General features: G+C 43.8%; 20 protein-coding genes. 12 read left to right on the top strand and 8 right to left on the bottom strand.

The window, feature by feature from the left end:
• Positions 1-3: 3 nt before the first annotated feature.
• Positions 4-1,011 (bottom strand): ADP-ribosylglycohydrolase family protein, encoded by a 1,008-nt coding sequence (locus tag ED605_RS04730; RefSeq protein ID WP_121977728.1) that lies wholly within the window; start codon positions 1,009-1,011, stop codon positions 4-6.
• An 844-nt stretch (positions 1,012-1,855) separates the two neighbouring features.
• Entirely contained in the window at positions 1,856-2,635 is a 780-nt protein-coding gene (locus ED605_RS04725) for an acetoin reductase (RefSeq protein ID WP_370824499.1), read from the bottom strand.
• A gap of 260 nt (positions 2,636-2,895) precedes the next feature.
• On the opposite strand from ED605_RS04725, the gene ED605_RS04720 reads away from it, so the two are divergent.
• The 5 genes from ED605_RS04720 to ED605_RS04700 all read left to right on the top strand — a co-directional run bounded on the left by ED605_RS04720 (position 2,896) and on the right by ED605_RS04700 (position 9,606).
• The gene (locus tag ED605_RS04720; protein ID WP_121977726.1) at positions 2,896-3,801 is read left to right on the top strand and encodes an AraC family transcriptional regulator; all 906 of its coding nucleotides are present in this window, start codon (positions 2,896-2,898) and stop codon (positions 3,799-3,801) included.
• 262 nt (positions 3,802-4,063) lie between these two features.
• The gene (locus ED605_RS04715; protein WP_121977725.1) at positions 4,064-5,542 is read left to right on the top strand and encodes an MFS transporter; all 1,479 of its coding nucleotides are present in this window, start codon (positions 4,064-4,066) and stop codon (positions 5,540-5,542) included.
• Positions 5,543-5,582: 40 nt separating this feature from the next.
• Complete coding sequence (locus ED605_RS04710) at positions 5,583-7,205, top strand: glycoside hydrolase family 43 protein (RefSeq protein ID WP_121977724.1); 1,623 nt, start codon at positions 5,583-5,585, stop codon at positions 7,203-7,205.
• 528 nt (positions 7,206-7,733) lie between these two features.
• On the top strand, positions 7,734-8,618 hold the full coding sequence (locus ED605_RS04705; protein WP_121977723.1) for a helix-turn-helix domain-containing protein: 885 nt from the start codon (positions 7,734-7,736) through the stop codon (positions 8,616-8,618).
• Positions 8,619-8,733: 115 nt separating this feature from the next.
• Positions 8,734-9,606: a hypothetical protein gene (locus tag ED605_RS04700; RefSeq protein ID WP_121977722.1), complete on the top strand. Its 873-nt coding sequence runs from the start codon at positions 8,734-8,736 to the stop codon at positions 9,604-9,606.
• A gap of 95 nt (positions 9,607-9,701) precedes the next feature.
• Here ED605_RS04700 and ED605_RS04695 read toward each other — a convergent pair whose 3' ends face one another.
• Positions 9,702-10,400 carry a helveticin J family class III bacteriocin gene (locus ED605_RS04695; RefSeq protein ID WP_121977721.1) on the bottom strand — a complete coding sequence of 233 codons (699 nt, stop codon included), beginning with the start codon at positions 10,398-10,400 and terminating at the stop codon, positions 9,702-9,704.
• Positions 10,375-10,617: a hypothetical protein gene (locus ED605_RS04690; RefSeq protein ID WP_121977720.1), complete on the bottom strand. Its 243-nt coding sequence runs from the start codon at positions 10,615-10,617 to the stop codon at positions 10,375-10,377. The genes ED605_RS04695 and ED605_RS04690 overlap by 26 nt, the downstream gene beginning before the upstream one ends.
• 237 nt (positions 10,618-10,854) lie before the next feature.
• Between ED605_RS04690 and ED605_RS04685 the strand changes: the two genes are divergently transcribed.
• Positions 10,855-11,733: a hypothetical protein gene (locus tag ED605_RS04685; RefSeq protein WP_121977719.1), complete on the top strand. Its 879-nt coding sequence runs from the start codon at positions 10,855-10,857 to the stop codon at positions 11,731-11,733.
• 107 nt (positions 11,734-11,840) lie between these two features.
• On the opposite strand, the gene ED605_RS14685 is transcribed toward ED605_RS04685, so the two are convergent.
• Positions 11,841-13,805, bottom strand: a complete 1,965-nt coding sequence (locus tag ED605_RS14685; RefSeq protein WP_191981341.1) for an SH3 domain-containing protein — start codon at positions 13,803-13,805, stop codon at positions 11,841-11,843.
• A gap of 510 nt (positions 13,806-14,315) precedes the next feature.
• Here ED605_RS14685 and ED605_RS04675 point away from each other — a divergent pair.
• Complete coding sequence (locus ED605_RS04675; protein ID WP_121977718.1) at positions 14,316-15,194, top strand: hypothetical protein; 879 nt, start codon at positions 14,316-14,318, stop codon at positions 15,192-15,194.
• A 44-nt stretch (positions 15,195-15,238) separates the two neighbouring features.
• On the opposite strand, the gene ED605_RS14580 is transcribed toward ED605_RS04675, so the two are convergent.
• From ED605_RS14580 to ED605_RS04660, 3 genes are all read right to left on the bottom strand, one after another.
• Positions 15,239-17,560, bottom strand: coding sequence for an SH3 domain-containing protein (locus ED605_RS14580; protein WP_162919749.1), 2,322 nt, complete (start codon positions 17,558-17,560; stop codon positions 15,239-15,241).
• Between the two features lie 424 nt (positions 17,561-17,984).
• On the bottom strand, positions 17,985-19,178 hold the full coding sequence (locus tag ED605_RS04665; RefSeq protein ID WP_121977717.1) for an MFS transporter: 1,194 nt from the start codon (positions 19,176-19,178) through the stop codon (positions 17,985-17,987).
• A gap of 16 nt (positions 19,179-19,194) precedes the next feature.
• Positions 19,195-21,579, bottom strand: coding sequence for a beta-glucosidase (locus ED605_RS04660; protein ID WP_121977716.1), 2,385 nt, complete (start codon positions 21,577-21,579; stop codon positions 19,195-19,197).
• A 560-nt stretch (positions 21,580-22,139) separates the two neighbouring features.
• Here ED605_RS04660 and ED605_RS04655 point away from each other — a divergent pair.
• From ED605_RS04655 to ED605_RS04635, 5 genes are all read left to right on the top strand, one after another.
• Positions 22,140-22,334, top strand: a complete 195-nt coding sequence (locus ED605_RS04655) for a DUF951 domain-containing protein (RefSeq protein WP_121977715.1) — start codon at positions 22,140-22,142, stop codon at positions 22,332-22,334.
• A gap of 17 nt (positions 22,335-22,351) precedes the next feature.
• Entirely contained in the window at positions 22,352-22,606 is a 255-nt protein-coding gene (locus tag ED605_RS04650) for a fatty acid kinase subunit FakA-related protein (RefSeq protein ID WP_121977714.1), read from the top strand.
• Between the two features lie 65 nt (positions 22,607-22,671).
• Positions 22,672-23,112 (top strand): CopY/TcrY family copper transport repressor, encoded by a 441-nt coding sequence (locus tag ED605_RS04645; RefSeq protein ID WP_121977713.1) that lies wholly within the window; start codon positions 22,672-22,674, stop codon positions 23,110-23,112.
• Positions 23,113-23,231: 119 nt separating this feature from the next.
• Positions 23,232-24,395, top strand: coding sequence for an ammonium transporter family protein (locus tag ED605_RS04640; protein ID WP_121977712.1), 1,164 nt, complete (start codon positions 23,232-23,234; stop codon positions 24,393-24,395).
• Positions 24,376-25,500 (top strand): NAD(P)/FAD-dependent oxidoreductase, encoded by a 1,125-nt coding sequence (locus ED605_RS04635; RefSeq protein WP_121977711.1) that lies wholly within the window; start codon positions 24,376-24,378, stop codon positions 25,498-25,500. The genes ED605_RS04640 and ED605_RS04635 overlap by 20 nt, the downstream gene beginning before the upstream one ends.
• The last annotated feature ends 229 nt before the right edge of the window (positions 25,501-25,729 follow it).

Genomic DNA, 25,729 nt, shown 5'->3' with positions numbered 1-25,729 from the left:
TTGTTACCCCCTTGTCGAAAGTTGAAAACGCATCATTTTTTCCGCATACTTTTTTAAATCATGTTGAGAATTTCGTTCATCAATTAAAGTAATCCATTCAAGTGGCAATTCATCAATCCCGGTTTTAGCACCACAGATGGCACAGGCCATGGCCCCAATGGTATCCGTATCACCACCTAAATTGGCACAAAGTCGGGCGCAGTCAGCGACGTTTCGGGTAAAGTAGGCAATCGCCACAGCAGCTGGAACACTTTCTGAAACCATGGTGCCAGTGCCGATCAGGTCATAAATCGCTTTGGAAAAGGCAGCGGTGTGGCCTCGATAACGTTTGGCAAGTGCCAGTCCCAATTCAAGTCGGGCGTGAACTTTAGCTGCCCAAGTTGGTGCACCCATTTTCAAACCAAGATCACTTGCTTGAAGGGCAAAAGTCATCATCTCATCCCAAGATTGATCAACCACCCCGGCAGTGACCGCGCCAGCAATTAGACAGGCCCCGCTGATCGCGACGTCACTGGAATGGGTAACCTTGGTAACTTGGGCCACTAACGAAACTAATTCTGGTAATTCATCAGGTTCAAACAACGCTCCAACTGGTGCAATCCGCATGCCGGCGCCATTAGTTAATGCCTGATCAGTAATTGACCGGGGATCACGACCAGCTTTGATGGCCGTTAAAGCAGCCTTACTACTCGGCCCCAAAATATTTTTTTGCCAGGCATCCACTGAAATTGCCCACGCAATCAGGTGATTAGCAATCAACTGTTGATCAGGCTGCCAATGATTCTCAATCAGCGCATCCAAGATGGCAAGTGCCTGATTGGTGTCATCTGTGTACTCACCTTTTACAAAATTCTTGGCCACGTCATTGTCAGTCGGCCCATCCAAGAATGTCGTAATTTCACCAAACCGCTGACGTATTTTTTCTACTGGCCACAATTCCGACGGCATCCCCATCGCATCACCGATCGCTTGACCGTACAATGTACCGAGAACTCGATCTTTGTTTCTCATGTTTACCTCCCTGTCTATTTAACATATCAACTTTGATGGCTCCCAGCCTCATCCCCAATCCAATAGTGACTAAACAAGTTATTTCAAGTGGGGGCCTTTTGTTTCTAATATTATACAGCAAATAAAAGTATTTTGTACTTAAAATAACCAATGATTTAGAGGATCTTTTCGTAAAACCAGTCATAATTGACAGAAATTATACGTACATTTATAATAAAAAGCATAAGAAGCAATTCTTAATGAATTTAAAACAAAAGCCGGCAGTAGTATGCCGACTTGAGACTCACCTGCTAGAAGAGCAGTTGGGCTTTCAACTAACAGCTACACTAAAAGCTCTCGTTTACTTTGCCAAAAGTCAGAGGAGCTTTTTTAGTGTCTTAATCTTTGTTTTTGGTGAGTGCAATAATTGCCACTACAACACCAAATACCGTTGCCGTCATAGTAACAGACGCAACAATCAGCATGGCAATTTCCATACAGAATCTCCACTAAGATTTTTCACACTTTGGCATTTAAATCAGATCCCTTCTTAATCTCGGCGTGTGCCTTCAACTCAAAGGTGAAATCATGCCAATCGCTCTCCAACTTGTAAGTATAAATATTTTAGCATATATAGTTTATTGTTAACAAGTGTTTATTCATTCTTAGGCTAACGTTCATTACAAAATTAAAAAAGTGATTATTTAGCAGAATGCATAAAAAGCATTTACCGGAGTTTAGCAGGATCCGATAAATGCTTTTTGTAAATTTCGGAATGGCTTATCTCGTATTAAAATCTTCTTTAGTAGCCATCCCATTAGTAAAAGTAAGCAGTCCATCATTAATCAGTTAACCGAGCTCAACGTTACAGCAAGCCCCCACCGTCAACCGCGTAAGCCTGGCCGGTAATGAAATCAGCGGCCGGACTAGCTAAAAAGCTGACCATGTTGGCAATATCGTTGGGTTCAACGGTTCGACCCAGTGGAATCGTGTTAACAAAGTCCTGTTTGTTTTGACCAAGTGGTTTGCCGTTAATTTCCGACATTTTTTGATCAATCTCATCCCACATGCCAGTCGTGCCAACCACTCCTGGTGCATACGCGTTGACCGTAATGTGAGCCGGCGCCAATTCATTAGCTGCTGCTTGGGTCAGACTAATCACCGCCGCCTTGGTTGCTGAATACGTTGCCCAAACGGGAAAGGCCCGCATACCGGCGATTGATGACGCATTGATGATTTTGCCGTGAACGCCCAGCTCTTTGAACTTCTTGGCAGCCGCTTGGGTCCCGTAAACAACACCAAAAACGTTAACTCTAAAGCTCAACTCCAAATCTTTGGGATCGATGTCTTCAAACTTATCGACTTTCGCAATACCGGCGTTATTCACCATCACATCAAAGCCGCCTAATTTCTCGGCAGCAACTGCAACCGCTTTAGAAACACTTGCCTGATCCGTCACATCAACCGGCACAAACACCGCTTTTTGGCCATTCTTTTCAACTGTCGTAATCACTTCATCAGCTTTTTGAGCTTGTGGTTGTAAGTCCGCAATCGCAATATCATAACCATCTTTAGACAAATGGTCGGCAATTTCAGCCCCGATTCCTTGAGCCGCACCTGTAATCATCGCTACTTTTGCCATTATTGTGGCCTCCATCAAATTTATTTATTGCTTTGATCTGCTCATTTTTTAACAAACCATCAATGATACGATAGCACACTTTATCAACCAATGAAAACGTTTTTAAAATAAATTAATTTTTATCGACTATGGTCATAAATTGACAAATCCACTTTCAGTTTCGACAAATCAAGTAAGCCCTTTCATTGACGACGTGACAGTAATTTATTATGATACAAGAGGATCGTTTCGTTACTAATTTATCCGAAAGTGAAGTTACCACGATGAAAAAATTTGTTTCAATTCCTATGATTGAATCCGGCCTCTATGTCTTCGGCGGTCATATGCACACTGTTCCCGGCGGTTGGAGTTTTTTCGAACAAAAACATCAGGCCTTCGAATTAATGTGTCTTTTGAAGGGTCAACAAACAACTGAAATCAAGGGTCTGGCTCCGATGACTTATGGGCCGGGGAATGTTTTAATTATTTCGCCCGGTTCATTGCATACCAATCGAAATGCCAGCAAAGATAAAGAGCTGACCTACATTTGTTTTCACTTTAATTTTGAAAGTTTACGGCTCAAGTCGGCCATGATTGCCACTCTAGCCAACACCGTTATCCCATCAGACAACCCCATCGCTAAGATCTCGATGCAAACCGCACTGGAAATCGTGAAATTTAGTAAGGATGTTAGTTTGACAGAAGAACAAACCAACTTAAAAATTCAAATCTCACTACTCACCTATCTCTACCACCTCACTCAAGAATTAACAACGTTATCCAGTGACCATCAGGCTCATTTTACTGAACGAGAAGCTAAGCTGGCTCGGAAAATGGCTACTCGAATTGAAGATGGCGTTGAGAACATTGAGAATGCGCCCTTTTCCTTTGGTGATATCTGCGATGAGCTGGACATCAGCACTGGTTACGGCCACCGAACTTTCCATAAAGTTTACGGCGTGACACCACTTCATTTTATTGAAGAAAAGAAATTTAGAAAGGCCAAACTTTTATTGGGTTATGCCGAATATTCAGTCGAAGAAGTTGCCTTCATGTTGGGATCCAGTACCCTTTCAAACTTTAGCAAGCAATTCAAAAAATGGTCGGGAATGACCCCAAGCAATTACCGCAAACAAATCGGTCGCAAACGCTCGGTTCGCTCGGTTGCTCAAAGCGGGTATTTTGAATAATCATCAACGCCAAGCACATCAGAAAAAGTCAAATCTCAACTGGATTTTCAGTCGGGATTTGGCTTTTTTTGGATCGGATGCTTCACAATCATCGGTTAAGGTACCGCTTTGTTAAGCTCATCGTCTCAATCACCTGGTCACAAATTAACAAATTAGTGTTACCAATGAAGTTAATCCATTTCTTTGTAAGCGGATACAATTCAGTTGTTGTTAGCAGTTATCTATCTCAGACTAACTAATCTTATTCAAAGGAGTTAAAAACATGGTTGATACTATTAAAGATCCCAGCACCCAACACGTCGCCGAAAAGGAATTTGCAAAACTTTCCTGGCGTGAGCGGATCAGTTATGGTGCTGGTGATTTGGCCCAAAATCTGATCTTTGGAACTGTTGGCTCAATGCTCTTATTTTATTTAACGACCGTTTACGGCATCTCTGCCGCAATCGGTGCCACCATTTTTCTAGTGGTCCGTTGGGTGAACGTCTTTTGGGATCCCTGGGTTGGCGCAGTTGTTGACAAAAGCAGCTTTAAACGCGGAAAGTACCGTCCCTTCCTACTTTATTTTGGGATTCCACTGACCGTCTGTGCGGCCCTGTTATTCTTTCCAATGACCGCCGTTAGGGGTAGCGTGATTTATGCCTTTCTTTCATATTTAGCCACTGCTCTAATTTATTCGTTCGTCAACATTCCTTATGGTGCCTTAAATGCGTCGCTGACTCGCGACAACAATGAAGTTTCAACTTTAACGACCGTTCGAATGACTGAAGCAAACATCGGTAACTTAATGGTTTACACTTTTCTTCCCTTATTTGTTCAACTTGCATCCCCGGATAAGCAATTAAAAGACATCGGCCTGTTTGGTCTCAAATTAAACTTGGGGGATTATACCTCATCCCATGCCGGTGGCGCTTACTTTTTGGTGATGTCAGTCTACATGGTTATCGGCTTTGCCTTACTGATGGCCACTTACCTTGGTGTTAAGGAACGTGTCCTGCCAACTAAGCAAGAAACTGCTTCAGTTAAATACACCGACTTATTCGCTGAAATCAAGCGAAACAAGCCACTTCAAATTCTGGGACTATTTTTCTTAATCGGGTTCACCTTTATGTTTTTCGGCAACACCGTTTGGCCATTCTACATGCAATATAATGTCGGTCATCCCGAATGGATGGCTTCCATCAACTTGATTGGGTCAATTCCCGGTATCTTCTTGGTATTCCTATGGCCGATTGTTCGAAAGCGAATTGGTAAAAAACAATTTTTCTATTTGTTTTTAGCACTGTTTATCGTTGGTCAAATCGTTTTGTTTGTCTGGCAACTACCAGCTTTCAAAAATTCACCACTCTTGGGATATCTCGGGCGCTTCCTCATGCAGTGGGGCATCACTTCAGCCACCGGCTACATGTGGTCACTCGTCCCAGAAGTCGTTTCATATGGTGAACACCAATCCAAAAAGCGGGTTGCCGGTATTATCAACGCCATTATGGGACTGTTTTTCAAAATTGGGTTGGCTCTTGGCGGGATTATTCCCGGCTACATCAATGCCTTTTTCAAATTTGACGGGGCCAAAGCGACCCAAAGTCCCTCAGCTTTACTGGGAATTCAATGGTCGATGATCTGGATTCCAATTGTTTTAGCCTTGGTCGCTATGTGGATTATGAGCCGTTACCCGTTGAGTGATCGGGATGTCGATCAAATCAACCTTGAAATTGACCAACGCAAAGCTGAAGGAAAACTCTAAGCTTAAAAATCTATCTCAACCAATTAGGAGGAATTGCTTTATGAAAATACAAAATCCGGTTCTACCAGGTTTCAACGCCGATCCAAGCATGATTCGGGTGAACGACACTTACTACATTGCCAATTCAACATTCGAATGGTTTCCCGGCGTTCGGCTGCACTCATCCAAAGACTTGGTTCACTGGCAACTATTACCATCACCGCTTGCCACAACCACCTTGCTGGATATGCGCGGCAATCCAGCATCGGGTGGCATTTGGGCACCGGATCTGTCATACGCCGACGGTCGATTCTGGCTGGTTTTCACCGATGTCAAAGTGACCGAGGGCGCCTTTAAAGACATGACCAACTATTTAACGACCGCAACCGATATTACGGGTCCCTGGTCTGAGCCAATTAAATTAAATGGGGTTGGCTTTGATGCCTCACTCTTTCATGATGACGACGGTCGCAAATACCTTGTTCAGCAAACTTGGGATCACCGAGAATACCACCATCCGTTTAACGGGATTACCTGCACCGAGTTAAATCCTGACACGTTAAAATTAATGCCAAAGACTGCCCGGACACTCTATCGGGGCACTGACGTCAAATTGGTCGAAGGCCCTCATCTATACAAGATTAGCGGGTGGTATTATTTGTTTGCAGCCCAAGGCGGCACCGTCTTCACCCATCAAGAAGTCGTTGCCCGCTCAAAAAGCCTTGAGGCGGATTCATTTGAAACCGAACCCGGCGGCCCCTTCATCACTAATTTTGACACTCCTGATTCCCCGATTCAAAAGCAGGGTCACGGCGCTTTGGTGAACACCCCCGGTGGCGAGTGGTATTACGCTTCACTATGTGCCCGTCCATGGCATCATGCAACTGAATCGGCCTATGACCCCCGCGGCTGGAGCACGTTGGGCCGGGAAACTTCGATTCAAAAAGTCGAGTGGGATGATCAGGGATGGCCCAGGGTAGTTGGTGGCCACGGCGGTCAAGTGACGGTTGACGCCCCCAAAGACGCCATCCCAACTGACGCACCATTGATCCACTCCCGTCATGACGAATTTGATCAGCCTACTTTGGACAACGACTGGAATACCTTACGAACGCCGTTTACGGATCAGACCGGTTCATTTGGCAATGGCCAGTTGAAGCTAATTGGACATGCCTCGCTTGCCAGTAACTTTGACGTTTCCATGATTGCCAGTCGATGGCAAGCCTTTAACTTTAACGCCGAAACCAAAGTCAGCTTTGATCCCTTTAGTTACCAGCAAATGGCCGGCCTCACCAACTTCTATAACGATCAACACTGGTCATGGATTTTCATCACCTTTGATGAACAGAAGGGTCGGGTCATTGAAGTTGCTGAAAACAATCGTGGTCATTACAAATCCTACCTTCAGGATCAAGCCATCCAAATTCCGGAAGAAGTGACTGACGTTTGGTTTAGAACTCGCATCCGCAAACAAAGTTATACGTACGACTACTCGTTTGACGGCCAAACTTGGCATGAAGTACCCGTTACTTTAGACGCAGCTGTTTTGTCAGATGATTATGTTTTGCAAACTTATGGTGGCTTCTTTACCGGCGCTTTCGTTGGGCTGGCAGCCGTTGATTACGCCGGCTACGACGAAGTGGCAACCTTTGATTATTTTGACTACCAAGAGTTACCTGATTAACCAAGTGGCGTCTGCCAAATGGTGCTAACTTTCGAATTAGAAAACAATTAACACGCAACTAATTTTGTATCGTATGCTGACAGTGCTTAGTTCGAGTGGTAATGGGGGAGCACCGAATACTAAGCATACCTAGCGTCTACTCTTCAGTCGGATTACCACATAGGACATTTTTAACGTTCGATCTGAAGAAGACTTACTGCAACAACCTATCATCATTTAGTCGGGGGATTTTTCCCTCGACTATTTTTTTATCACAAACAACTACACTCCCACAATGGGATTCTTCCTATCAGTGCCTTAGATTCCGTGAAATAATCGCTTGAATCCGCTCACTTAGGACAGCTTTACCAAACAATCTACTGCATCTAAGGGATCTAATGGCAAAAAGCCAAAACTAGGCTTTCTCCAATCGACGCCTTATCTTCCGGGTGTTAACCGCTTTTGTTCACTCACTAACTGTTGACAGTCACCCATTCTGGGAATAGAGTTAAACAAATTTCTAATATTAATATTAAGGAGTCCGGAACTATGAGCGAATTACCCCAACTTTTAAAAGCAAAACGTTTGGAACTTGGCTTAAGTCAAAAGGACATGGCTGCCGGCGTCATTTCGCCATCGTTCTATTCTAAAGTTGAAAATGGCATCCATGATCTAAACACAATTGAATTAATAAAGATTCTTAAAATGCACAGCATCCCCGTCGTTGATTTCGTCGCCCAGATTGCCAAAGACATTCATCCCAGCAAATCTGCCCTTGACTTTGAAGCTTTGCGAACCGAATTGTATACCGCCTTTTTCGACGCAAACACCAAAGCAGTAGGCGCTATTTTAACACGTCTAAAAAAGGAATCCCAAAAAGGGGACCGAATTCAATACCTCGAGACGCTTGGCAAACTTATCCTAGTTATTTTAACCGATAAAGTTAACGAGCTATCTGATACCGAGAAACAGCAAATCCGCTGCCAGATTTTTAAGAGCGACGGTTGGACTAAAACCTCTCTTTCCCTATTTTCTGACGCCATGGACCTGTTTGGATTTGATGAACTGGCCGTCCTGATTCATTCCGTTCTCAAACAGGCCCGCTCCAAGAAAAGTCCTGATATGGGCTATCAGCGAATTATGGCAAGCATCATGGTTAACTTTGCTGATCGCTGTTATCGCGATCACATGACTGAGCCTGCCCGGGCTCCACTGGCCTACACTTGTGACTTACCACCGTTACCTGAGCTGATGTTTTATAAGCTTTTAGGCAAATACTTTCTGGTACTGTTTCATTTACCAACCGCAACTCAAATTGACCCGGCTATCATCACAGCAGCCCTCAAGGAAGCCGATATGCAACAAATTCTTTCCCGATTACCCAAAATACCGTCACCCCCATCTAGATCGACCCACCTTTCGAATCCGAAATGAAGCCTCGAAAAATAGCCGATCGCGATATACTAATTTTGTAGTAATCAAATTCTTTGATTATTTTTTAAATAACGATTCAAAAATCAAAATAAATTATGATGTGAGGCATTTAATAATGAAATTTAAAGCACTAATTGTTCCCTTCTTAACAACAGCTAGTTTCCTTGGCGGCGGTTATCTATTAACACCTTCGACCCACGCAGCCGGTGTTTACCACGTCGTGACATCTAAGGCGGTGACCAATGTCCCCTACCACTGGAACGGGACCAGTACTAAGGCATACCTTTGGAACAGTAATTTAACGGTTAAGCAGCACCACTTGACCAACTACCCCAAAACTACGTGGTATGCTACAAAAGTCCTTAAGATGACAAATGGGCATAAAACAGGGATTTTCTATTATGTTAATAATGCTTCAGGTAAGACTCATGGCTATGTGTGGAAAGGGTATTTGGTTAAGGGCGCTTACTCAGCCGGTGCAACAACGACTGACAAAACTTCAAGTAACATTTCCAAAAATAATCCCGGTGGTGTTCCTCATGCCAGCCAAGCTGAACTGAAGGATCTTAAAGGCTGGCCAGTGGGTGAAGACTATTACGATTCATCTGTTACATATTATCAGGACTTGCCCGTGATCAAATCGTTCACTGGCACAAAAGAAAGTAAAAAGCTGGATGGCATTGCGGATACAAAGCTTGACAACATTCTAGGATCGGAATTTCAAAACGAGTCAATTGGTGTATCGCAAAATATTAAATACATTAAGCTCTTAACAACGCCAACTCAACACCAAATTCAAGAATTTGTTAGTGGTAAATTAATCTTTAGCGATTTTGTACTAAATGATTTAAAGAACCAGAAAATTAATTTAAATGATTATAAGGGATGGCAAATCGGCATGAACAGTACGCTTATTTACAAGGAGGCTTTTAATTACTATAAAACATTTGGTACTTATTTAATTGCATTGTTACCTCCTCAAAAATAATAAAAAGGACTAATTATCCTATCCATTGCAGTCGCTACTGCTTGGAAACTTAGTCCTTTTATATTGCACCTAACATTTTCAATTACTGTTTACTATTAAAATTGAGTCTCAGGAAAAGAATAAATATAACTTTTATCACCTGAATCAAGATGCTTCGTAACTGCTGCGTCGACATCACCGTAATAGAGCTGAAGCCCTTCAATTTCGACTTGACTTGTAGCTGATGCATCCCAACCGGTTTCACCTGAAGGAGAAACTGATTGTTGATTAAAGCTACCGCCCCATGACGCTTTGGCGATATAGGCACCCTTTTTGGCAGCCCCGGAAGAAATATAAACGCCTTGGCTGGAATCAATTGCCAGCCCTTGAATTGATGTACTCAATGGCAACATTGTCTTTAAGTCAAGAGAGGAGCCCCAATCATGAGCAAGTGCTTGAACGTCAGTGCTATCTTTGCATGACAAGAAATGAGAAGTATCGCTGTCTTTTTGGTCAAGCAACGCGTTCAATTGTTGAAAATCATAATAGGTGAAGTAGGCCTTATTATCCGTTGTGACAGCCATAACGAGCATCACTGATGAATCTTCAGAAACTGTACTTTCAACCCGTTTAAGCGTACCAACATCAGTCCCAGTCGAATTGGCCGCAATTAGGTTGGCTAAGCGAGTGACTTCAGTATAAGAGGAAATCGTTTGACCAGGGGTGTACTTAATTCGACCAAGCTGAGTTCCCCAATAATATTCACCCTTCTTCTCGGTATCTTTGCCATCAAGACCAATCCATTGCCTTTTCAAGCGCTAACCAATTTAGTTTGGGATCATTTGTTAATCTCATTGCCAAGTCTTCAACCCGCTTATTCACTTTATTTTCAGCTTGACCGCCACCAATGTTGTTGTCCCGCCCCTCGTAATAGGGAAACATAATTTCCTGTCGTCGTTTCTTAACCAAAAATTCGTATTGTCGATAGTCTTTCAGTGCCTTTAACGCTAATGGAAAAGTTTGTTTTGTCATGATAGTCTCTCCGATCTTTTATTTTTTGCTGGTTCACTATATATTCGACAACCAGCACAAGTTGTGACAGCTTTTTTAAAATAAATTCAAAAGGGGACTCAAAGCCCACTGTTTAAGTAGCTTTGAGTTCCCTTTAATTTATTTATTCGGGTCATCTTCTGTTTTTCAAATTCGAATTTTTGTGTTCTACCAACACCTCACCGCGCTATACTTATAGGCAATGGAGGCGAGTTATTAATGAAACACCAATTAATTAAAGGCCTGGCAGTTGCCCTGGCCGGGATTGCCACGTTATTTTCAACTCAATCAACCACATCCGCAGCTAGCCAATACTCTGCTAAACGCTCACGTGAGGTTAAGCTTATCTGGCGCAAAGCGATGGGGCGTCATGCGTTTACCGCACCCACTGGTGCCAGATTTTCCAAACATTTGGGGACCCGGTATGGCTATAACACAGAAACTGCCAACGTGACTTGGTATACAGATGCCCATGAAAAACTCTACTTAAAGAATTTAAACATGTACTCTATTTATTACCACGTCACCAACTCTGATCAATCACTTCAGGGTTGGATCTGGAAGGGGTATTTGAAGCCAGCAACAAATGATAATTCTGGGACAAATCCCAATAATAGTAATGACGGAACAAGTAATAATGGTTCCACGTCTTCCTCAGGATCTTCTACTAATTCTACAAGTTCCAGCGTCCCAAACAGTACGAGTCAAGAGCTTGCCGGATTTTTTGCTGGAACACAATCTAATCCTCAACTTCAGAAAATTGCTAATCAGTATCCAAAATACGTAAACAAAGATTATGAGCTTATACGATGGGCGCATAAAACATATCCTGAGGTAGTTAGGTACGCAACCTTTATGTTTCTTGATAGCAACAATGACTTTGTTGATGCTAACATTCTCAGGAAACAACTCATTGCCAATCAAATGTCGTTCAAAGACTATGTTACAAAAGTCACTGTCTCTGACGATAGCGGACAAGATCGAATTAACTCTTTTCCAAATAGTCAAATTGGCGCTTACGCATTCTCAAATAAAAGTTCTCTTTATGGCCAAGGTGTCATTATTATTGTTAGAAATGGTCAGTTGCCGAATTCGTAGTTTCTAGCTAGAACTGTGACTCAGTTATGAATCCAAATTAAAAATAGCAGGTAGAAAAAGCTGCCATTACGGACTTTTCTACCTGCTACCCTATTTTTTATTACACTTTAAAAATCAATATGATCAACAAACAACCCCGAATTGCTCCAGCCAACTCGATGCCGGAATAGTTTGTTAGCACTTGGTTTGATTTGCAAGATATCAAATGCTGGTTCTGTGTCAGTATTAATAACCCGAGCATCTTGCCCGTCACCCCGATCAGGTAACGCACAAGTCGTGGTCAGGTAGGTAACCCCACCTTCGACACAGGAATCATCTCGGTGAGTATGGCCACCAAAAACACCAATAACTGATCCGGCATGGTTTTCAATAATGGTTTTGATGTTGTAACCTTCAGAAACGTTCGGATAAAAGCTGCCATCCTTTTGCTTAGCTTCCGCAAATGGATTAGCCCCGCTACCACTCTGCCATGTTTGCCCATGGAACATAATATGGGTAAAGATAAGTGCTTTTTCTCCAGCACTTTGAATTGAATCCAGAGTTGTTTTTAACCAATCTTGTTGGTCTTGGCTAAAGTGGGTCCAGCCATGTCTAAATGAAGTTCGAGAAGTAACAAAGTCTCCATAATCATCAGATTGGTCAAATCCATCCAAAGCAATCACGTTGACCTTACTGTTAGGAATCTTGTAAGAACCGTAAAGGGCATTGTTGCTATTAGGTTCAACATTTAAATAGCTCTGGAATTGGGAAAGCCGAATTGTGTTTGCCACACTATTCGTGATGATGTTATCGGGCCAATAACCGTTTTCACCATTATTCTCGTCATGGTTGTCGTCACGGGCAAATCCTGAATTATCATCATGATTACCTTGAAGAATAATGAATGGTCGTCGACCAAGCGCGGTTGCATCAACTGCTCGCTTAATATCGTCTTCTTCCCAATTAATCGGGGCGGCCCCATCATTTAAATCACCACCATTGACCACAAGATCCAAACCAACTTCGTGAGCAATGTAACTCATCAATTTGATTTGATGCAGAGCACGAACCGTACCGGGAGTTTTATAACTACTGAAGTGAGTATCGGTGATAAACCCAATTAGAATATCATCCTTGGTTGGATTATCCTGATCAACCTGAGCCAAATCACCCTTCAACTTATTAATTAACCCATTTTCAGCATCACTGGGAACCAAATCAGTTTGCGGACTTTCCCTTAGTGACGATAAATCAGAATAATTATCATCATCTTTATCATGCTCTTCCGAAGAACTGGTATAGTTCCAAATATCATTCCAAGGTTGCTTAGCACTTGAATCCTCAACGTAATTAAGTGTGCTATGACTACCTGTAGCCGGATTGGTTGCCAGTGGAGCGGACACTTTACCAAGGGTCACGTAGTTTCCCTTGGGATCAACAATCCAAATTCGACCATCCGCAAGCACTTTTGCTGAATAATGAATAACATCATTTTGCTTGTAATGATCGACCTTGTCACTGGAATAGAGTGGTTGGGTTCTTGAATAAGCCCCATTATCGACCAACTTTACATATCCTCGAACCGGAATATTTGCAGTAACCAATTCCGCTGATGTGATCGGTTCGCTTTCAAAAGTTGGTGTCCCAGTATCAGTACCACCTTGTGGCCGGGAACCATCGCTACCTGTACTACCGCCAGTAGCGCCACCTGAGCCAGAGTCGCCACCTGAACCCGAACCACCAGTGCTTCCTGAATCACCACCAGAACCGGAGTTACCACCTGAATCCCCACCGCTGGAAGCCTGAATCGGATCGTCCGAATTGGAATCTGTTCCAAAATAGGTCCCTTTAGTAATGTTGGCATATGGGACGTAGACTGTTGACCCGTCGCTACCAGTATAGGATAACCAGAAGTGACCATCATTCTTTTCTTTACCTGAGTAATTCACCGATTGTCCTGATTGATAAGTGGCTAAACCGGCATCGCTCATTAAAGGATTGGCTCGCACCTTGCAATTGGTATTAAAGGTGAAAGTCCCAGATTCGGTAATTGAATATCCATCTGCTGTGTTCTGTGCTGCTGTTGTATCCATTGAAAAAACTTCCTTTCATAATTTAGAGCTTTAGAGTAAACAAAAACGCCACCGATTAAGTGACGTTTCGTTTCTAAATTGATGATGATCATCGTCAAGTGATCATTGATGACTTCTATATAATCAACAGATTTTTATTTTAATTTAGGTTGGTTGCTTGGATTAATAGAATGACATCTTTAGGAAGCCAGCTAAACCTTCAGTTCTTGGAGGAGACGACTCATCAAGTAAAGTTAAAGTATTAGCTGGTTTTCTATTTGACCACAATAGCATTATGACATGCTTTTTAGGGGTAAAAATCCAGATATTGTCCAAAGATTGTCCAAATGGCTTTAATTCCAGCAAATGAAGCGGTTTTTGACAGAAGTTCCAAGTTGATTTAAAGGTTTCGCAATATTTTCTTACATGTTTTGGTAATAGATCATAAACTGACCCATTTCAAATTCGAATTTTTGTTTTCTACCAACACCTCACCGCGCTATACTTATAGGCAATGGAGGCGAGTAATCAATGAAACATCAAGTAATTAAGGACTTGGCAGTTGCCTTAGCCGGAATTACCACGTTATTTGCAACTCAACCAACTGCATCCGCAGCTAGTCAGTATTCCGCTAAACGCTCACATGAAGTTAAACTCATTTGGCGCAAAGCGATGGGGCGTCATGCGTTTACTGCGCCCACTGGTGCCAGATTTTCCAAACATTTGGGGACCCGATATGGCTACAATACAGAAACCGCCAACGTGGCTTGGTATACGGATGCTCATGAAAAACTCTACTTAAAGAATTTAAACATGTACTCTATCTATTATCACGTCACTAATTCTGATCAATCACTGCAGGGGTGGATCTGGAAGGGGTATTTAAAACCAGCTAATGATGATAGCACAAGCGCTGGTTCTGATGGCTCCTCTAACGCAAACAACGACAATTCTTCACCAGATTCAACAATGAATTTACATTACGATACAGATGGCATTAACGAAAAAATTATTCAACTTTTCCCGGGATTAACCGAGGATTCCAAACTTGATCATTTAGCTGCCTATTCTATTTGGATTGACGAACACCGTCCTGAGGATTCAGCAACACTTTTCCCTGAACGTCTAGTCAAATTATATGGTGGTGATCCAAAGGGGTTGCTTGAGGAAAAGGGGGGTGTTCCAGAAGCTGATATTAATACGTTGAAAAAACAAGTCGAAGACCCGTTGAACGTAATCGAATATTCAAATTTGTCACAATACGCTGGCTATCACATTGGCGTGGCTAGTTATCCAACATCATTTACGACATATACAAATTCTGGAAGTATCCACAATAAATTTGAATACGAAATTTACATTTGTCCAGCTAATCCAACCATTAATCCTAGCACTTACAAACCAAACTAAACATTATGTAAAGAGAGCCGCACTAAACGGCTCCTTTTTGTTAATTAAAGGCTCCATTGACTTAAGAACCAGCTAGCGTTACTCCAGCCAAATCGATACTGATGAACAGTACCAGCACTTGGGCTAACTCTAAGAATTGTCCAAGCATTGTTGTCTTGACCATCGATTGTTCGTTGCCCTTTACCGTCACCACGATCAGCCAAGGCACAGGTTTGCCGGATAAACTGAATACCTCCCGCTACGGTGTGATCGTCCTTATGGGTATGCCCCACAATCGCACCAAGAATATTATGCGAACTGGCTTGATAATTTACCAAATCATTATAAATCTTGCTGCTTTCTTCTACTCCAGTTGGGTTGGTTACTGTATTATTCTCGAATGCACTTCGTTCGCCTTGATTCCATCCCGTGACACCTCTTAACGAAATGTGATTAAACACTAACACCTTATTGCCACTTGGAATGCTGTTAAGTGCCGAGGGAAGCCAAGCTTGTTGGTCAGTGTCGTATCGAGTGTAACCATGTCTAAATGATTCGAAGCCGACTTTTCCATTGATCTCTAATTCATCCGGTTGATCAAAACCATCCAATACAACAATACTTAGATTGCTGTTAGGAACGTCGTAAGTCCCAAAAACACCATCATTTTTATTTTGAGTTGGACGATTTAACCACTGACTGCCACGGATATTCCATGCATCGTCATTACCAATTACCTGTGAAGAATCATAACGGGTAATATTACGTGCATACCCCGAATTATCATCGTGATTGCCTTGCAAAATGATATATGGTCGCTGACTGAGCTTAATCGCATCAACAGCGCGATTAACATCAATCTCACTAAGATCTTTAGGCTTAACTCCATCATTCACATCACCACCATGGACAACCAAATCAACCCCATAAGTTTTAGCATACCAGCTCATGAGCATCATACTGTGAAGAACCCGTGCTGTTGCCGGGGTTTTGTAGCTATCGTAGTGAGTATCAGTAATATAAGCAATTAAAACATCGTCATCATGCATGTCTGCTGAGTTATTAACTTGACCGTGAAATGTTTCCAGCTGACTTTGTTCATCTGCAGATGGTGTAAAACTGGTGTCAACAGTTTCCGTTTCAATACTACTGGAATCTTCTGAACTGTCCCAGTCAGTGGTTGTCGTATTTTGAATATATGGCCAAATATCCTGCCACGGCTGTTCGTAGTTTTGATCCTGAACATAGCCAACTTGTTCGTGGAACAAAATATCGCCTTGCTTAACTTTCTCGCCGGCATGTGATGGCAAATCATCCAGTTGACCAATTGGCATATAATTGCCATCCGTGAATTTGACCCACATCCGATTGTCACCATTAGTTTTAGCTACGTAATGCACACTATCACCAGATTTATGAGTAGTTCCTGTTTTATGGTCGTCATCAAATACCGGTGCCGTCCGAGTTGCCGCACCGCTATCCATGTAAACAGTTCCCGTTGAAGGAAATTCATAACCATCAAGGGTTGATTGTGGTGTTGCCCCACTCAACGTTGGGGTGCCCGTATCGGTTCCACCTTGTGGTCGTGAGCCAGTTGTCGAACCAGAGTTACCACCGGAACCTGAATCACCGCCTGAGCCCGAATCACCACCATTATCTCCATTCGAGCCAGAATTGCTGGAAGAATTATCATAAACCGGATCCCCGGGAGTGTCATCAGTTCCGTAGTATCGGAAAGGATTAATCGTCGCATATGGAACGTAATACGTATTCCCATCCGATCCCGAAACATACTGTAACCAATAATGACCATCATTTTTTTCTTTAGCCTGATAAGCTACGACATCCCCAGATTTAAATGAGGCCACATGGGAATCCGACATCACCGGATTAGCTCGACCAGCGGCGTTTTCTGAGAAGGTAAAGTTACCAGTAGTGGTATATAGCGTACCATCAGCGGTTTGGTCCGCGACATTTGCACCATCCTGTCCCGTTAGTGTCCCTAATTGACCAGTCGTGGTTGAACCAGAGCCGCCACCTGAACCCGAACCGCCAGTGCTTCCTGAATCGCCACCAGAATCACCGCCGCTGGAAGCCTGAATCGGATCATCCGAATTGGAGTCCGTTCCAAAATAGGTGCCCTTAGTAATGTTGGCGTATGGGACATACCGAGTTGACCCATCATCACCGGTATAGATTAGCCAAAAATGATTATCGTTCTTTTCTTTGCTGGTGTAATTCACAGACTGTCCCGCATCATAAGTGGCTAACCCGGCATCGCTCATCTCCGGTGTTGACCGAACCCGGCAATTGGTATTGAAGGTGAAGGTTCCGGACTCGGAAATCGTATACCCATCCGCGGTATTCTGGGCTGCTGTTGTATCCATTGAAAAAACTTCCTTTCATTTTTTGAAATTTTAGAGTAAACAAAAACGCCACCGGTGAAGTGACGTTTCGTTTCTAAATTGATGATGATCAGCATCATCGCCAAGTGATCATTGATGACTTCTATTAATCAACAGCTTTTCATTTCAAGTTAGGTTGGATGTTTGGATTAATAGAATGTCAGCTTTAGAAAGCCAGCTAAGTCCGCAACTTTTTTGGAGGAGACACTCATCAAGTGAGGTTAAGACATCAGCTGGTTTTCTATTTGACCACAATAGCATTATGGCATGCTTTTTAGGGGTAAAAATCCAGACATTGTCCAAAGATTGTCCAAAATGGCTTTTCATTTTAAAATATACCAAAAATTGCAGCCGGCAATGACATCAAATATGTCACCATCAGTTGCAATTTTGTCATTTTCTAAATTCAATCATTACTAATTGAAGCAGAATCCGATCCTTTCAACCAAAATGTTAAAGCCCCAATTACCGCTAAAACAACACTTACGGCTACCAAAATTGGTGCCGGTTGATCACTGCCAATCAGTCGACTGAGGCCCGACAAAGCATAAGGTGTGATGAACACGCCAATGTTGATGCCAACAATTAAAATTGACGAAGCCAGGGTTTCATTTCCCTTGCCGGCGATTTCCGCGGATTCCGCAAACAGATAGGGTCCTACTAACGACGTGCTCAGACCAGCAACCGCAGTGAGTGTATACGTCAAAATTAAAGAACTCGAACCAGCCAGCGCAAACAGGGCAATTGCGGCCACTAATAAGCCCACCGGTAAAATCAACCGATGAATTAGCTTAAACAGGCGGCCGTACAAAGTCCCACCAATCATATTAGCAACGCCTAAAATCGCTAATGCAATACTGCCATCGGCAATTTTGCCGTAACCAGCTGTCAAAATCAAACCGGAAATTTTCACAATGACCGTCTGCATGATCATCATACTGAAAAGAACCAGTAATGCATAAATCATCAAGCGACCCTTCAATAGTTTCCCCAAGCTGATGGGTTGCTGGTTGGTTGGCTGCTGCGTTTGACTTTCAGTGGTTGGTTGATCAGTTGGTGCACCCCACCAAAATAGAATCAGTACCGGAATCGCCATTAAATAATATAAGTAAACCTGGCGCCAACCGAAACCAATTAGAAACGATGAAATTAGAAACATCAAAATATTTCCCAGGGAATTGACCGAGCCCTGGTAACCCATCATCGTTTGGCGCTGTGTGCCTTGATAATAGGTACTAATCAAACTATAGGCCATCGCATTGAATAGCCCAATGCCGGCACCCAATAGAAATCGGGACCCTAAGATCAGCCAAAATGACTGAACCACCATTGGGATAAGACCAGCGATCAGGACAATCAACACCCCGATCAAAACCGTTAATTTATTACCGAGTTTCTTGGCAATTGGATTACTTAGGATCACAAAAATTAACACACTTAAACTGGGAATCGTGGTTAAGCTTTCGATTTGACTTAGCGGCACCGTTGGAAATTGCTTAACCATCAACGGAATGGTGCCAGCAACTGCATTGGCACTGGTTAAAAGAACCGAAATCGATAAGAGTGCGGCCGCAAGCCGCCATTTAGGTTGCTGTCTCATTGTTTATTCCCCCTCATTAAGACCCAAACACCGCCTTAAAATAATGCCGATTGGCCACTGCCACCAACTTATCGACCAACGTCAATGACAGTTTCCCGCTGGACTGTTGTGCCAGCCGAATCAGTGGCGTGTCCATGACAATGGTTTCCATGAACTTGGCCTCCGGACTGTTAGGATCCGAAATGCCCTTTGTCATGTTCTTTTTAACAATTTCGGCCACTTTACGCACAATCAATGAATGCGTTCCCAATTCTCGAGGCGTATTCAACCGCGTATATTGCCCGGGCCGGGGGATAATCGGTGATTGAACGGTTAGCCCGCTCATTTTCGTAAAATCAACCAAGCTTGGTTTGCCGATCGGTGTGATGTACCAAGTTGGTAGTTGTGGGTTATCAGCTAACGGTTTGCCAACCGTTTGAACGACTAACGGTGGTAACGTTTCAGCCGAACTGATGCCCACAATCACAAATTTATCGGCTGTCGGTAGCTGCCAGCGCTGCTGCTCATCGTTCCATTCACTGAAAGCGTGAGTTGGCAGCGTGATCGTGACCGACTTGGTTTCACCCGCCTTTAAAAAGACTTTCTGAAACCCTTTCAATTCCTTTAATGGCTTCAGGGCCCGCTTAGGTGAATTACCAACGTATACCTGAACAACTTCGGCACCATCCCAGTGGCCGGTGTTAGTCACATTAACGGTAACGTCAACCGATTGGCCGGCTTGGATGTGATCACGACTCAACTTAGTGTCACTCAGTTTAAAAGTGGTGTAGCTCAACCCAAAGCCAAACGGAAAGGCCACCGGCTGCTTGGCTTTTTCATAATAACGATAGCCAACATAAACGCTTTCAGCATAACCAACTGAACGGGGATTTTGATCATAAATCTCAGCCGATGGAACATCCTGATAGGCCGCCGGATAGCTTTCGGCTAATTTACCGGATGGGTTGACCTTTCCCGTCAAGATTGCTGCAGCAGCATCCCCAACGTATTGGCCACCCAAATACAAGTTGAGCAACCCCTTAACTTTGGCCAGCCACGGCAATTCAACCGGTGCTCCGGCTACCAGCAACACAATGATATTTGGGTTGACCGCTGCTAATCGGTCAATCAACACATTCTGATTAACCGGTAAGCTCATGTTTTGGCGATCAAAGCCTTCCGATTCATCATTCTCAGGTAAACCAGCCACTACCACAACCGTTTGCGCCTTTTTAGCGGCCGTGACCGCGGCGGCAGTGAGTTGCCCGGCCGTTTCATTAGTGAAATCGTAACCTTGCTGGTAATTGTAGGCAATGCCGGCTTTGGTTAGCCCCTTTAAAATCGAGGTGTGAGCCGGTGGATTAATGTGGGAAGAACCAGCGCCCTGATACCGGGTTTCCGCTGCCATCTGACCGACGACCAACAATTTTTGTGTGGGTTGAAGCGGCAAAATCTGATCATCATTTTTCAATAACACGGCTGCATGTTCCTCAATCTTTTGGGCCAACTGCCCATTCTTAGCCAGCAAATCCTGACGATTCCCTTTAAATTCAGGCCGAGGGGTTTCAGCCAGTCGAGCAACGTTTCCAGCCGCTCGAAAAAGGGCTTTGGGTTTTAACTGGCCCGCCTTTAAGGCAGCCAACGCCTGTTGATCGAACATATTGTGACTGGATGGCATTTCCAAATCGGTGCCGGCATTTAAACTGGCCACTTTGTTATTTAATGCACCCCAGTCAGTGACAACCGTTCCTTTAAATTGCCATTGATGGCGTAAAACGTCGGTTAATAAATAAGCGTTGTCACTGGCATAGGTCCCGTTAACCTTGTTATAAGAACACATGACGCCTTCCGGTTGGGCCGTTTGAACAGCAATGCGAAAAGCTTCCAAATATAACTCATGAAGGGCGGTGGCATCAATCAGAGAATCCGATAAGAGCCGGTCGTTTTCCTGATTGTTCCCTGCAAAATGCTTCAAGCAGGCGGCCACCCCCTGTGATTGCAGTCCCTTAATCCAAGCAGCCCCGATCATGCCGGCTAAATATGGATCTTCACTGAAGTACTCGAAGTTACGGCCACACAACGGATTTCGTTTGATATTAATGCCAGGGCCCAGGACCATATCAACTTTTAAACTGCGGGCTTCCAAGCCAATTGCCCGGCCCATCTCAGCCACCAGTTCAGGATCCCACGTGCAGGCAATCGCGCTGGCCGTGGGGAAACACGTACTGACAACGCTATCATTAATTCCCAGTGCATCCCCTTCACCTGCTTGATAGCGCAACCCATTTGGCCCGTCACTCATTCGAAAACTGGGAATGTGAGCCTTGGCAATGGCAGTCGATCGCCAAAAATCTGCGCCGGAAGTTAATTTAATCAGTTCTTCGGGGGTTAATTGGTTCAATTTTTCCGCCAAAGATTGCATAAAAAAGCCTTCTTTCAATGTCGACTTTGGAAATTATTTGGTCTTATCCCAAACATCTAAAGTTACTTATATCTTATCATTAAGCCTTGCCAAAGCGCTCAAAATTGCCTAAGCCAATCACTTACCAGCTCTTTTTAAATCGTGGTAAGTCACTGATTTGAAGATTTAGCTAATCAATTCAATCGGTGGGACTTGGCATTGCTAACTGACGATGGGCCCCGTTCCTTTAATGAATAAAAAGCGCTTGGCATCAGGTTTTAACCCCGACTGCCAAGCGCTTTTAGTTTCTCATCGACGGCTTAACAGCAGCCATCCGACTGACAACAATCGTCTTGTTTCTCTTTTGGATCATCGTCGACCTGAGCGATCAATCGACGCAATTGTTTTGCTGAAAGTTTCATGAGCTTGCCATCCTTTCATTAGTTGTTAACGCACAATCGTCCTTGACTTCGAAAATCGAGCGCTATAGAATATTAAAACGTAACCATTACTATTTATATTCTATTAGAGACGATCATTAATTGCAAGCTGCCATCTTTTAGCATCAGGAGGTCTTCGGATTGAAAAATCGACCAAGTTATCATTTAAACGACCATGTCAGGTTAAAAAAGCCCCATCCCTGTGGCGGCCAAGTTTGGCAAATTATCCGCTTAGGCGCCGACATCCGCCTGCAGTGTGATTGCTGCTGGCATTTACTATTGCTGCCCAGATGGAAATTCGAACGAAGCTTTAAACAATTGGTGGTCCACCATTAAATTGGAAGGAAGTTACTATGCCCATTAAATACAAATTTGATACCCAATTATTAATTGTCGGCAGCCCATTGACCGATCACCAAATTTCTGAGGAAATCACTAAAAAATTTGTTGGTGACTCCTTAATTGTCGGTGGCGATGCTGACTTGATGAAAATTCATTTTCATACCAATCAACCGTGGCAAATTCTGGAATACGGCGCGTCACTCGGTGAAATCTTCGATGTTGTTGTTGAAAATATGGCCCGTCAGGAAGCGGGATTAAAAGGGTAACCGTCGCTGAAATCACGTTGTTTTCCACAAATTAATGTCACCATTAGCCGGAAAGGAGTTTCACAATGCCAACTAAAACCGAAGCACTCAAAATTTCTGCAGCCGAATGGCAAATTATGCGGGTTGTTTGGACCTTTGGCAATCCTGACAGCAATCAAGTCATTTCGGCTGTCCAAGAAGACCACCAATGGGCGCCATCAACGGTGAGAACGTTGTTAAAGCGGCTAACCAAAAAGCAGCTTTTGCGAACCGAGAAACGGGGCCGGGCCTTTAGTTATCGCCCGGTTGTCAGTGAACCCGACGCCATTCTGGAAAAATCACTCCATCTACTTCAAAGTACCTGTACCGTTAAGGTTGGTGAAATTTTGGCAACCGAATTGGCAACCCTACCATTGGACCAGACAGATATCGCCCAACTAATGGCGATCCTGAAGCAACGCCAATTAACCGCACCTAACCAGCTTGATTGTGATTGTCCACCGGATGATTGTCGCTGTTCACAGTGATTGAGGCTCCCCACCGATTGTTAATTTCTAATTTTAAGAATTGACAGTCGGCCATTTTTTTGCGACTATGTAAAGAGTAATAATTACTGTTTACAATTTTAATAGAAAGGATCACTCACATGCAAAACTTGTTTCTTTTAGTCTGCGCCTTGATCATGATTCCCATGATCTTCAGTGTCCCCGTCATTTACAGCCATGCATTAACCAGCCGGGTACTAAATCGCGGGATGGTCGGGATGCTGGTTAGTATCTTAATCGGCATTATTGCCTGGATTATTTTTGGCTACTTTGAAGCTTTTCAAGCCGGTACCGCTCACGGCCAATTATCCCAATTATTAACGATCTGGCAAACTGTCCCCCACACCTCTGAATTGATCAGCCTATTGGTTCAATTGGACTTCTTTTTATACGCGGTCATCATGTTTAGTGGTAGCATTGTGCCACGATTTTCGTGGCACTTCTTCACGCTTTTCGTCCCGCTATGGCTCCTATTGGTTTACGGCCCACTGGCCAACCTGATTTGGTCGCCCAGTGGCTGGTTAAATCACTTGGGAGCTTTGGATTTTTCCGGTGGGTTGGTGGTCCATCTTACCGCCGGTCTAACAAGCTTGGTCATGGCAACCTTGATAAGCCGACCTAAGGAGCAACCGTATGCGGCACCAATTGGTAATACCAACAATTACACCGCCATGGTGCTGATCTTTGTCGGCTGGTTCGGTTTTAATTTAGCCCCACTGGGTCAACTATCCAGTTTAGCGGGCCTGATCATTTTAAATACTCTATTAGCCGTTTTGTTTGCGACACTCGGTTGGGGGCTGGCCGCTTATCGCCGGAATAAGGCTTTGGAAATGGATGAGTTGATTAACGGCGTAATCTGCGGCTTGGTAACCAGCACCGCCCTGGTGGGTTACGTGTCACCCTTCCAAATAAGCTTAACCGCCCTGGTCAGTGGGCTAACCTGTTGGGCAGTCACGCAAGTTTGCCACACTACCAACCGATTTTACGATGCGGTCGATTCATTTAGTATCAACGCCATTGGTGGGTTAGTCGGCACGGTAGGCTTGATCCTATTTGCCAGTCAAAAAGTCAACCCGGCCGGCGCTAACGGTCTTTTAACCGGCAACGGTCATTTTGCAGGCGTTGAATTACTGGCAATCGCTATCACCGCCCTGATCACCATTGTCGGATCAGCCGTTGCGTATTGGTTATCCAAAACTGTGCTCAATCGTTTAAGTCATCCACAAGAAAAAGGAGCTGCCGTTAATGTTAAATCGTCAATATAAAGTTGCCATCATTGGTGCCGGAGCAGCCGGTATCGGGATGAGCGTTGCCCTTAAACAATATGGGCTAAAGGACCACATTGTCCTCGAAAAGGGCCAGGTTGGAAACAGCTTTCAGCATTGGAACACCCAAACCCGATTTATTTCGCCTTCCTTTACCACCAACGGCTTTGGTGTGCCTGATTTAAATGCGGTCACCCCAACCACTTCCCCAGCCTTCACTCTACTGGAAGAACATCCCTCGGGGCCGGAATACCAAGCCTATTTAAACTCCTTGGTCGATTACTATCAGTTACCGGTTGAAGAACATGCCGACGTCGTTCAAATCGAGAAAGCCGCCAACGATCAGTACCACATCCACTTAGCCGATCACTCGCTAATCGTCGCCGAATACGTCATCATTGCGTTGGGTGATTACTCGTTCCCAGATACAGCCAACATTAAGAACGCCGAGTTAGGCCGCCACTATCGGGACATTAAAGAGTATGATCAGTTTATCGGTCAGGGGCCCCAAACGATCATCGGCGGTAATGAGTCCGCCTTTGATTTGGCAACTCATTTAGCCGCTTTGGGCATTCAATCAACCCTCTATACAGCTGAACCGGCGTTCAATTTGGACGAACCCGACCCCAGCAAGCGTTTATCGACCTACACTTTCAACAATTTCCAGCCATTTGAAAGTTCGATTACCGTTAAAAATGACGCTAAAGTCGTTCAAATTGAAAAAATTGGGGACCAGTACCAGTTAGATTTCGCTAACGGAGCCAAACAATTAATTACCAGCCAACCATTACTGGCTACCGGCTTTTCAAATACCCAAAGTAAATTGGTGAAGGACTTGTTTGCGGTTGAAAACGCCCGCGCCGTTCTAAATGATGAAGACGAATCAACCCGCACCAAAAACGTCTTCATGGTCGGCCCGGAAGTCGTTCACGGCAAAGTCATTCTCTGCTACGTCTACAAGTATCGACAACGGTTTGCGCCACTGGCCGAATTGATTCTGCGTCGGGACAATCAGCCAATCAATACTGAAGTGGCTGAACAATACCGAATTAACAATATGTACTTAAAGAACTTGTCAAATTGCGCAGTTGATTGCGACTGCTAAGATAACCTGAATAATTTCCTAAAAGAGTCAACCTGTTCGCATTTTAGAAAAACGGGTTGGCTTTTTTGACTATTTTTAAATTGCTCAAATCCAACGCTACCAACGATTCAACCGCTAACCCGCCATTTAATTTTAAACGCACTCGAAAAAAATCGGCTGCTTTAAGGTTTAGTTAAGGGGCATCATCTATATTAAGAAACATCAAATCCGAAGGGAGTGATTAGCAAGT

It is taken from the genome of Lentilactobacillus raoultii, assembly GCF_900411375.1.
Lineage (GTDB): Bacteria > Bacillota > Bacilli > Lactobacillales > Lactobacillaceae > Lentilactobacillus > Lentilactobacillus raoultii.
This window is presented reverse-complemented; position numbering and strand designations above follow the sequence as displayed.

Excerpts from the sequence above, each read along its gene's own strand:
- ED605_RS04730 (WP_121977728.1), bottom strand. The coding sequence starts at position 1,011 with ATGAGAAACAAAGATCGAGTTCTCGGTACATTGTACGGTCAAGCGATC.
- ED605_RS04720 (WP_121977726.1), top strand. The coding sequence starts at position 2,896 with ATGAAAAAATTTGTTTCAATTCCTATGATTGAATCCGGCCTCTATGTC.
- ED605_RS04715 (WP_121977725.1), top strand. The coding sequence starts at position 4,064 with ATGGTTGATACTATTAAAGATCCCAGCACCCAACACGTCGCCGAAAAG.
- ED605_RS04710 (WP_121977724.1), top strand. The coding sequence starts at position 5,583 with ATGAAAATACAAAATCCGGTTCTACCAGGTTTCAACGCCGATCCAAGC.
- ED605_RS04705 (WP_121977723.1), top strand. The coding sequence starts at position 7,734 with ATGAGCGAATTACCCCAACTTTTAAAAGCAAAACGTTTGGAACTTGGC.
- ED605_RS04700 (WP_121977722.1), top strand. The coding sequence starts at position 8,734 with ATGAAATTTAAAGCACTAATTGTTCCCTTCTTAACAACAGCTAGTTTC.
- ED605_RS04690 (WP_121977720.1), bottom strand. The coding sequence starts at position 10,617 with ATGACAAAACAAACTTTTCCATTAGCGTTAAAGGCACTGAAAGACTAT.
- ED605_RS04685 (WP_121977719.1), top strand. The coding sequence starts at position 10,855 with ATGAAACACCAATTAATTAAAGGCCTGGCAGTTGCCCTGGCCGGGATT.
- ED605_RS14685 (WP_191981341.1), bottom strand. The coding sequence starts at position 13,805 with ATGGATACAACAGCAGCACAGAACACAGCAGATGGATATTCAATTACC.
- ED605_RS04675 (WP_121977718.1), top strand. The coding sequence starts at position 14,316 with ATGAAACATCAAGTAATTAAGGACTTGGCAGTTGCCTTAGCCGGAATT.
- ED605_RS14580 (WP_162919749.1), bottom strand. The coding sequence starts at position 17,560 with ATGGATACAACAGCAGCCCAGAATACCGCGGATGGGTATACGATTTCC.
- ED605_RS04665 (WP_121977717.1), bottom strand. The coding sequence starts at position 19,178 with ATGAGACAGCAACCTAAATGGCGGCTTGCGGCCGCACTCTTATCGATT.
- ED605_RS04660 (WP_121977716.1), bottom strand. The coding sequence starts at position 21,579 with ATGCAATCTTTGGCGGAAAAATTGAACCAATTAACCCCCGAAGAACTG.
- ED605_RS04650 (WP_121977714.1), top strand. The coding sequence starts at position 22,352 with ATGCCCATTAAATACAAATTTGATACCCAATTATTAATTGTCGGCAGC.
- ED605_RS04645 (WP_121977713.1), top strand. The coding sequence starts at position 22,672 with ATGCCAACTAAAACCGAAGCACTCAAAATTTCTGCAGCCGAATGGCAA.
- ED605_RS04640 (WP_121977712.1), top strand. The coding sequence starts at position 23,232 with ATGCAAAACTTGTTTCTTTTAGTCTGCGCCTTGATCATGATTCCCATG.
- ED605_RS04635 (WP_121977711.1), top strand. The coding sequence starts at position 24,376 with ATGTTAAATCGTCAATATAAAGTTGCCATCATTGGTGCCGGAGCAGCC.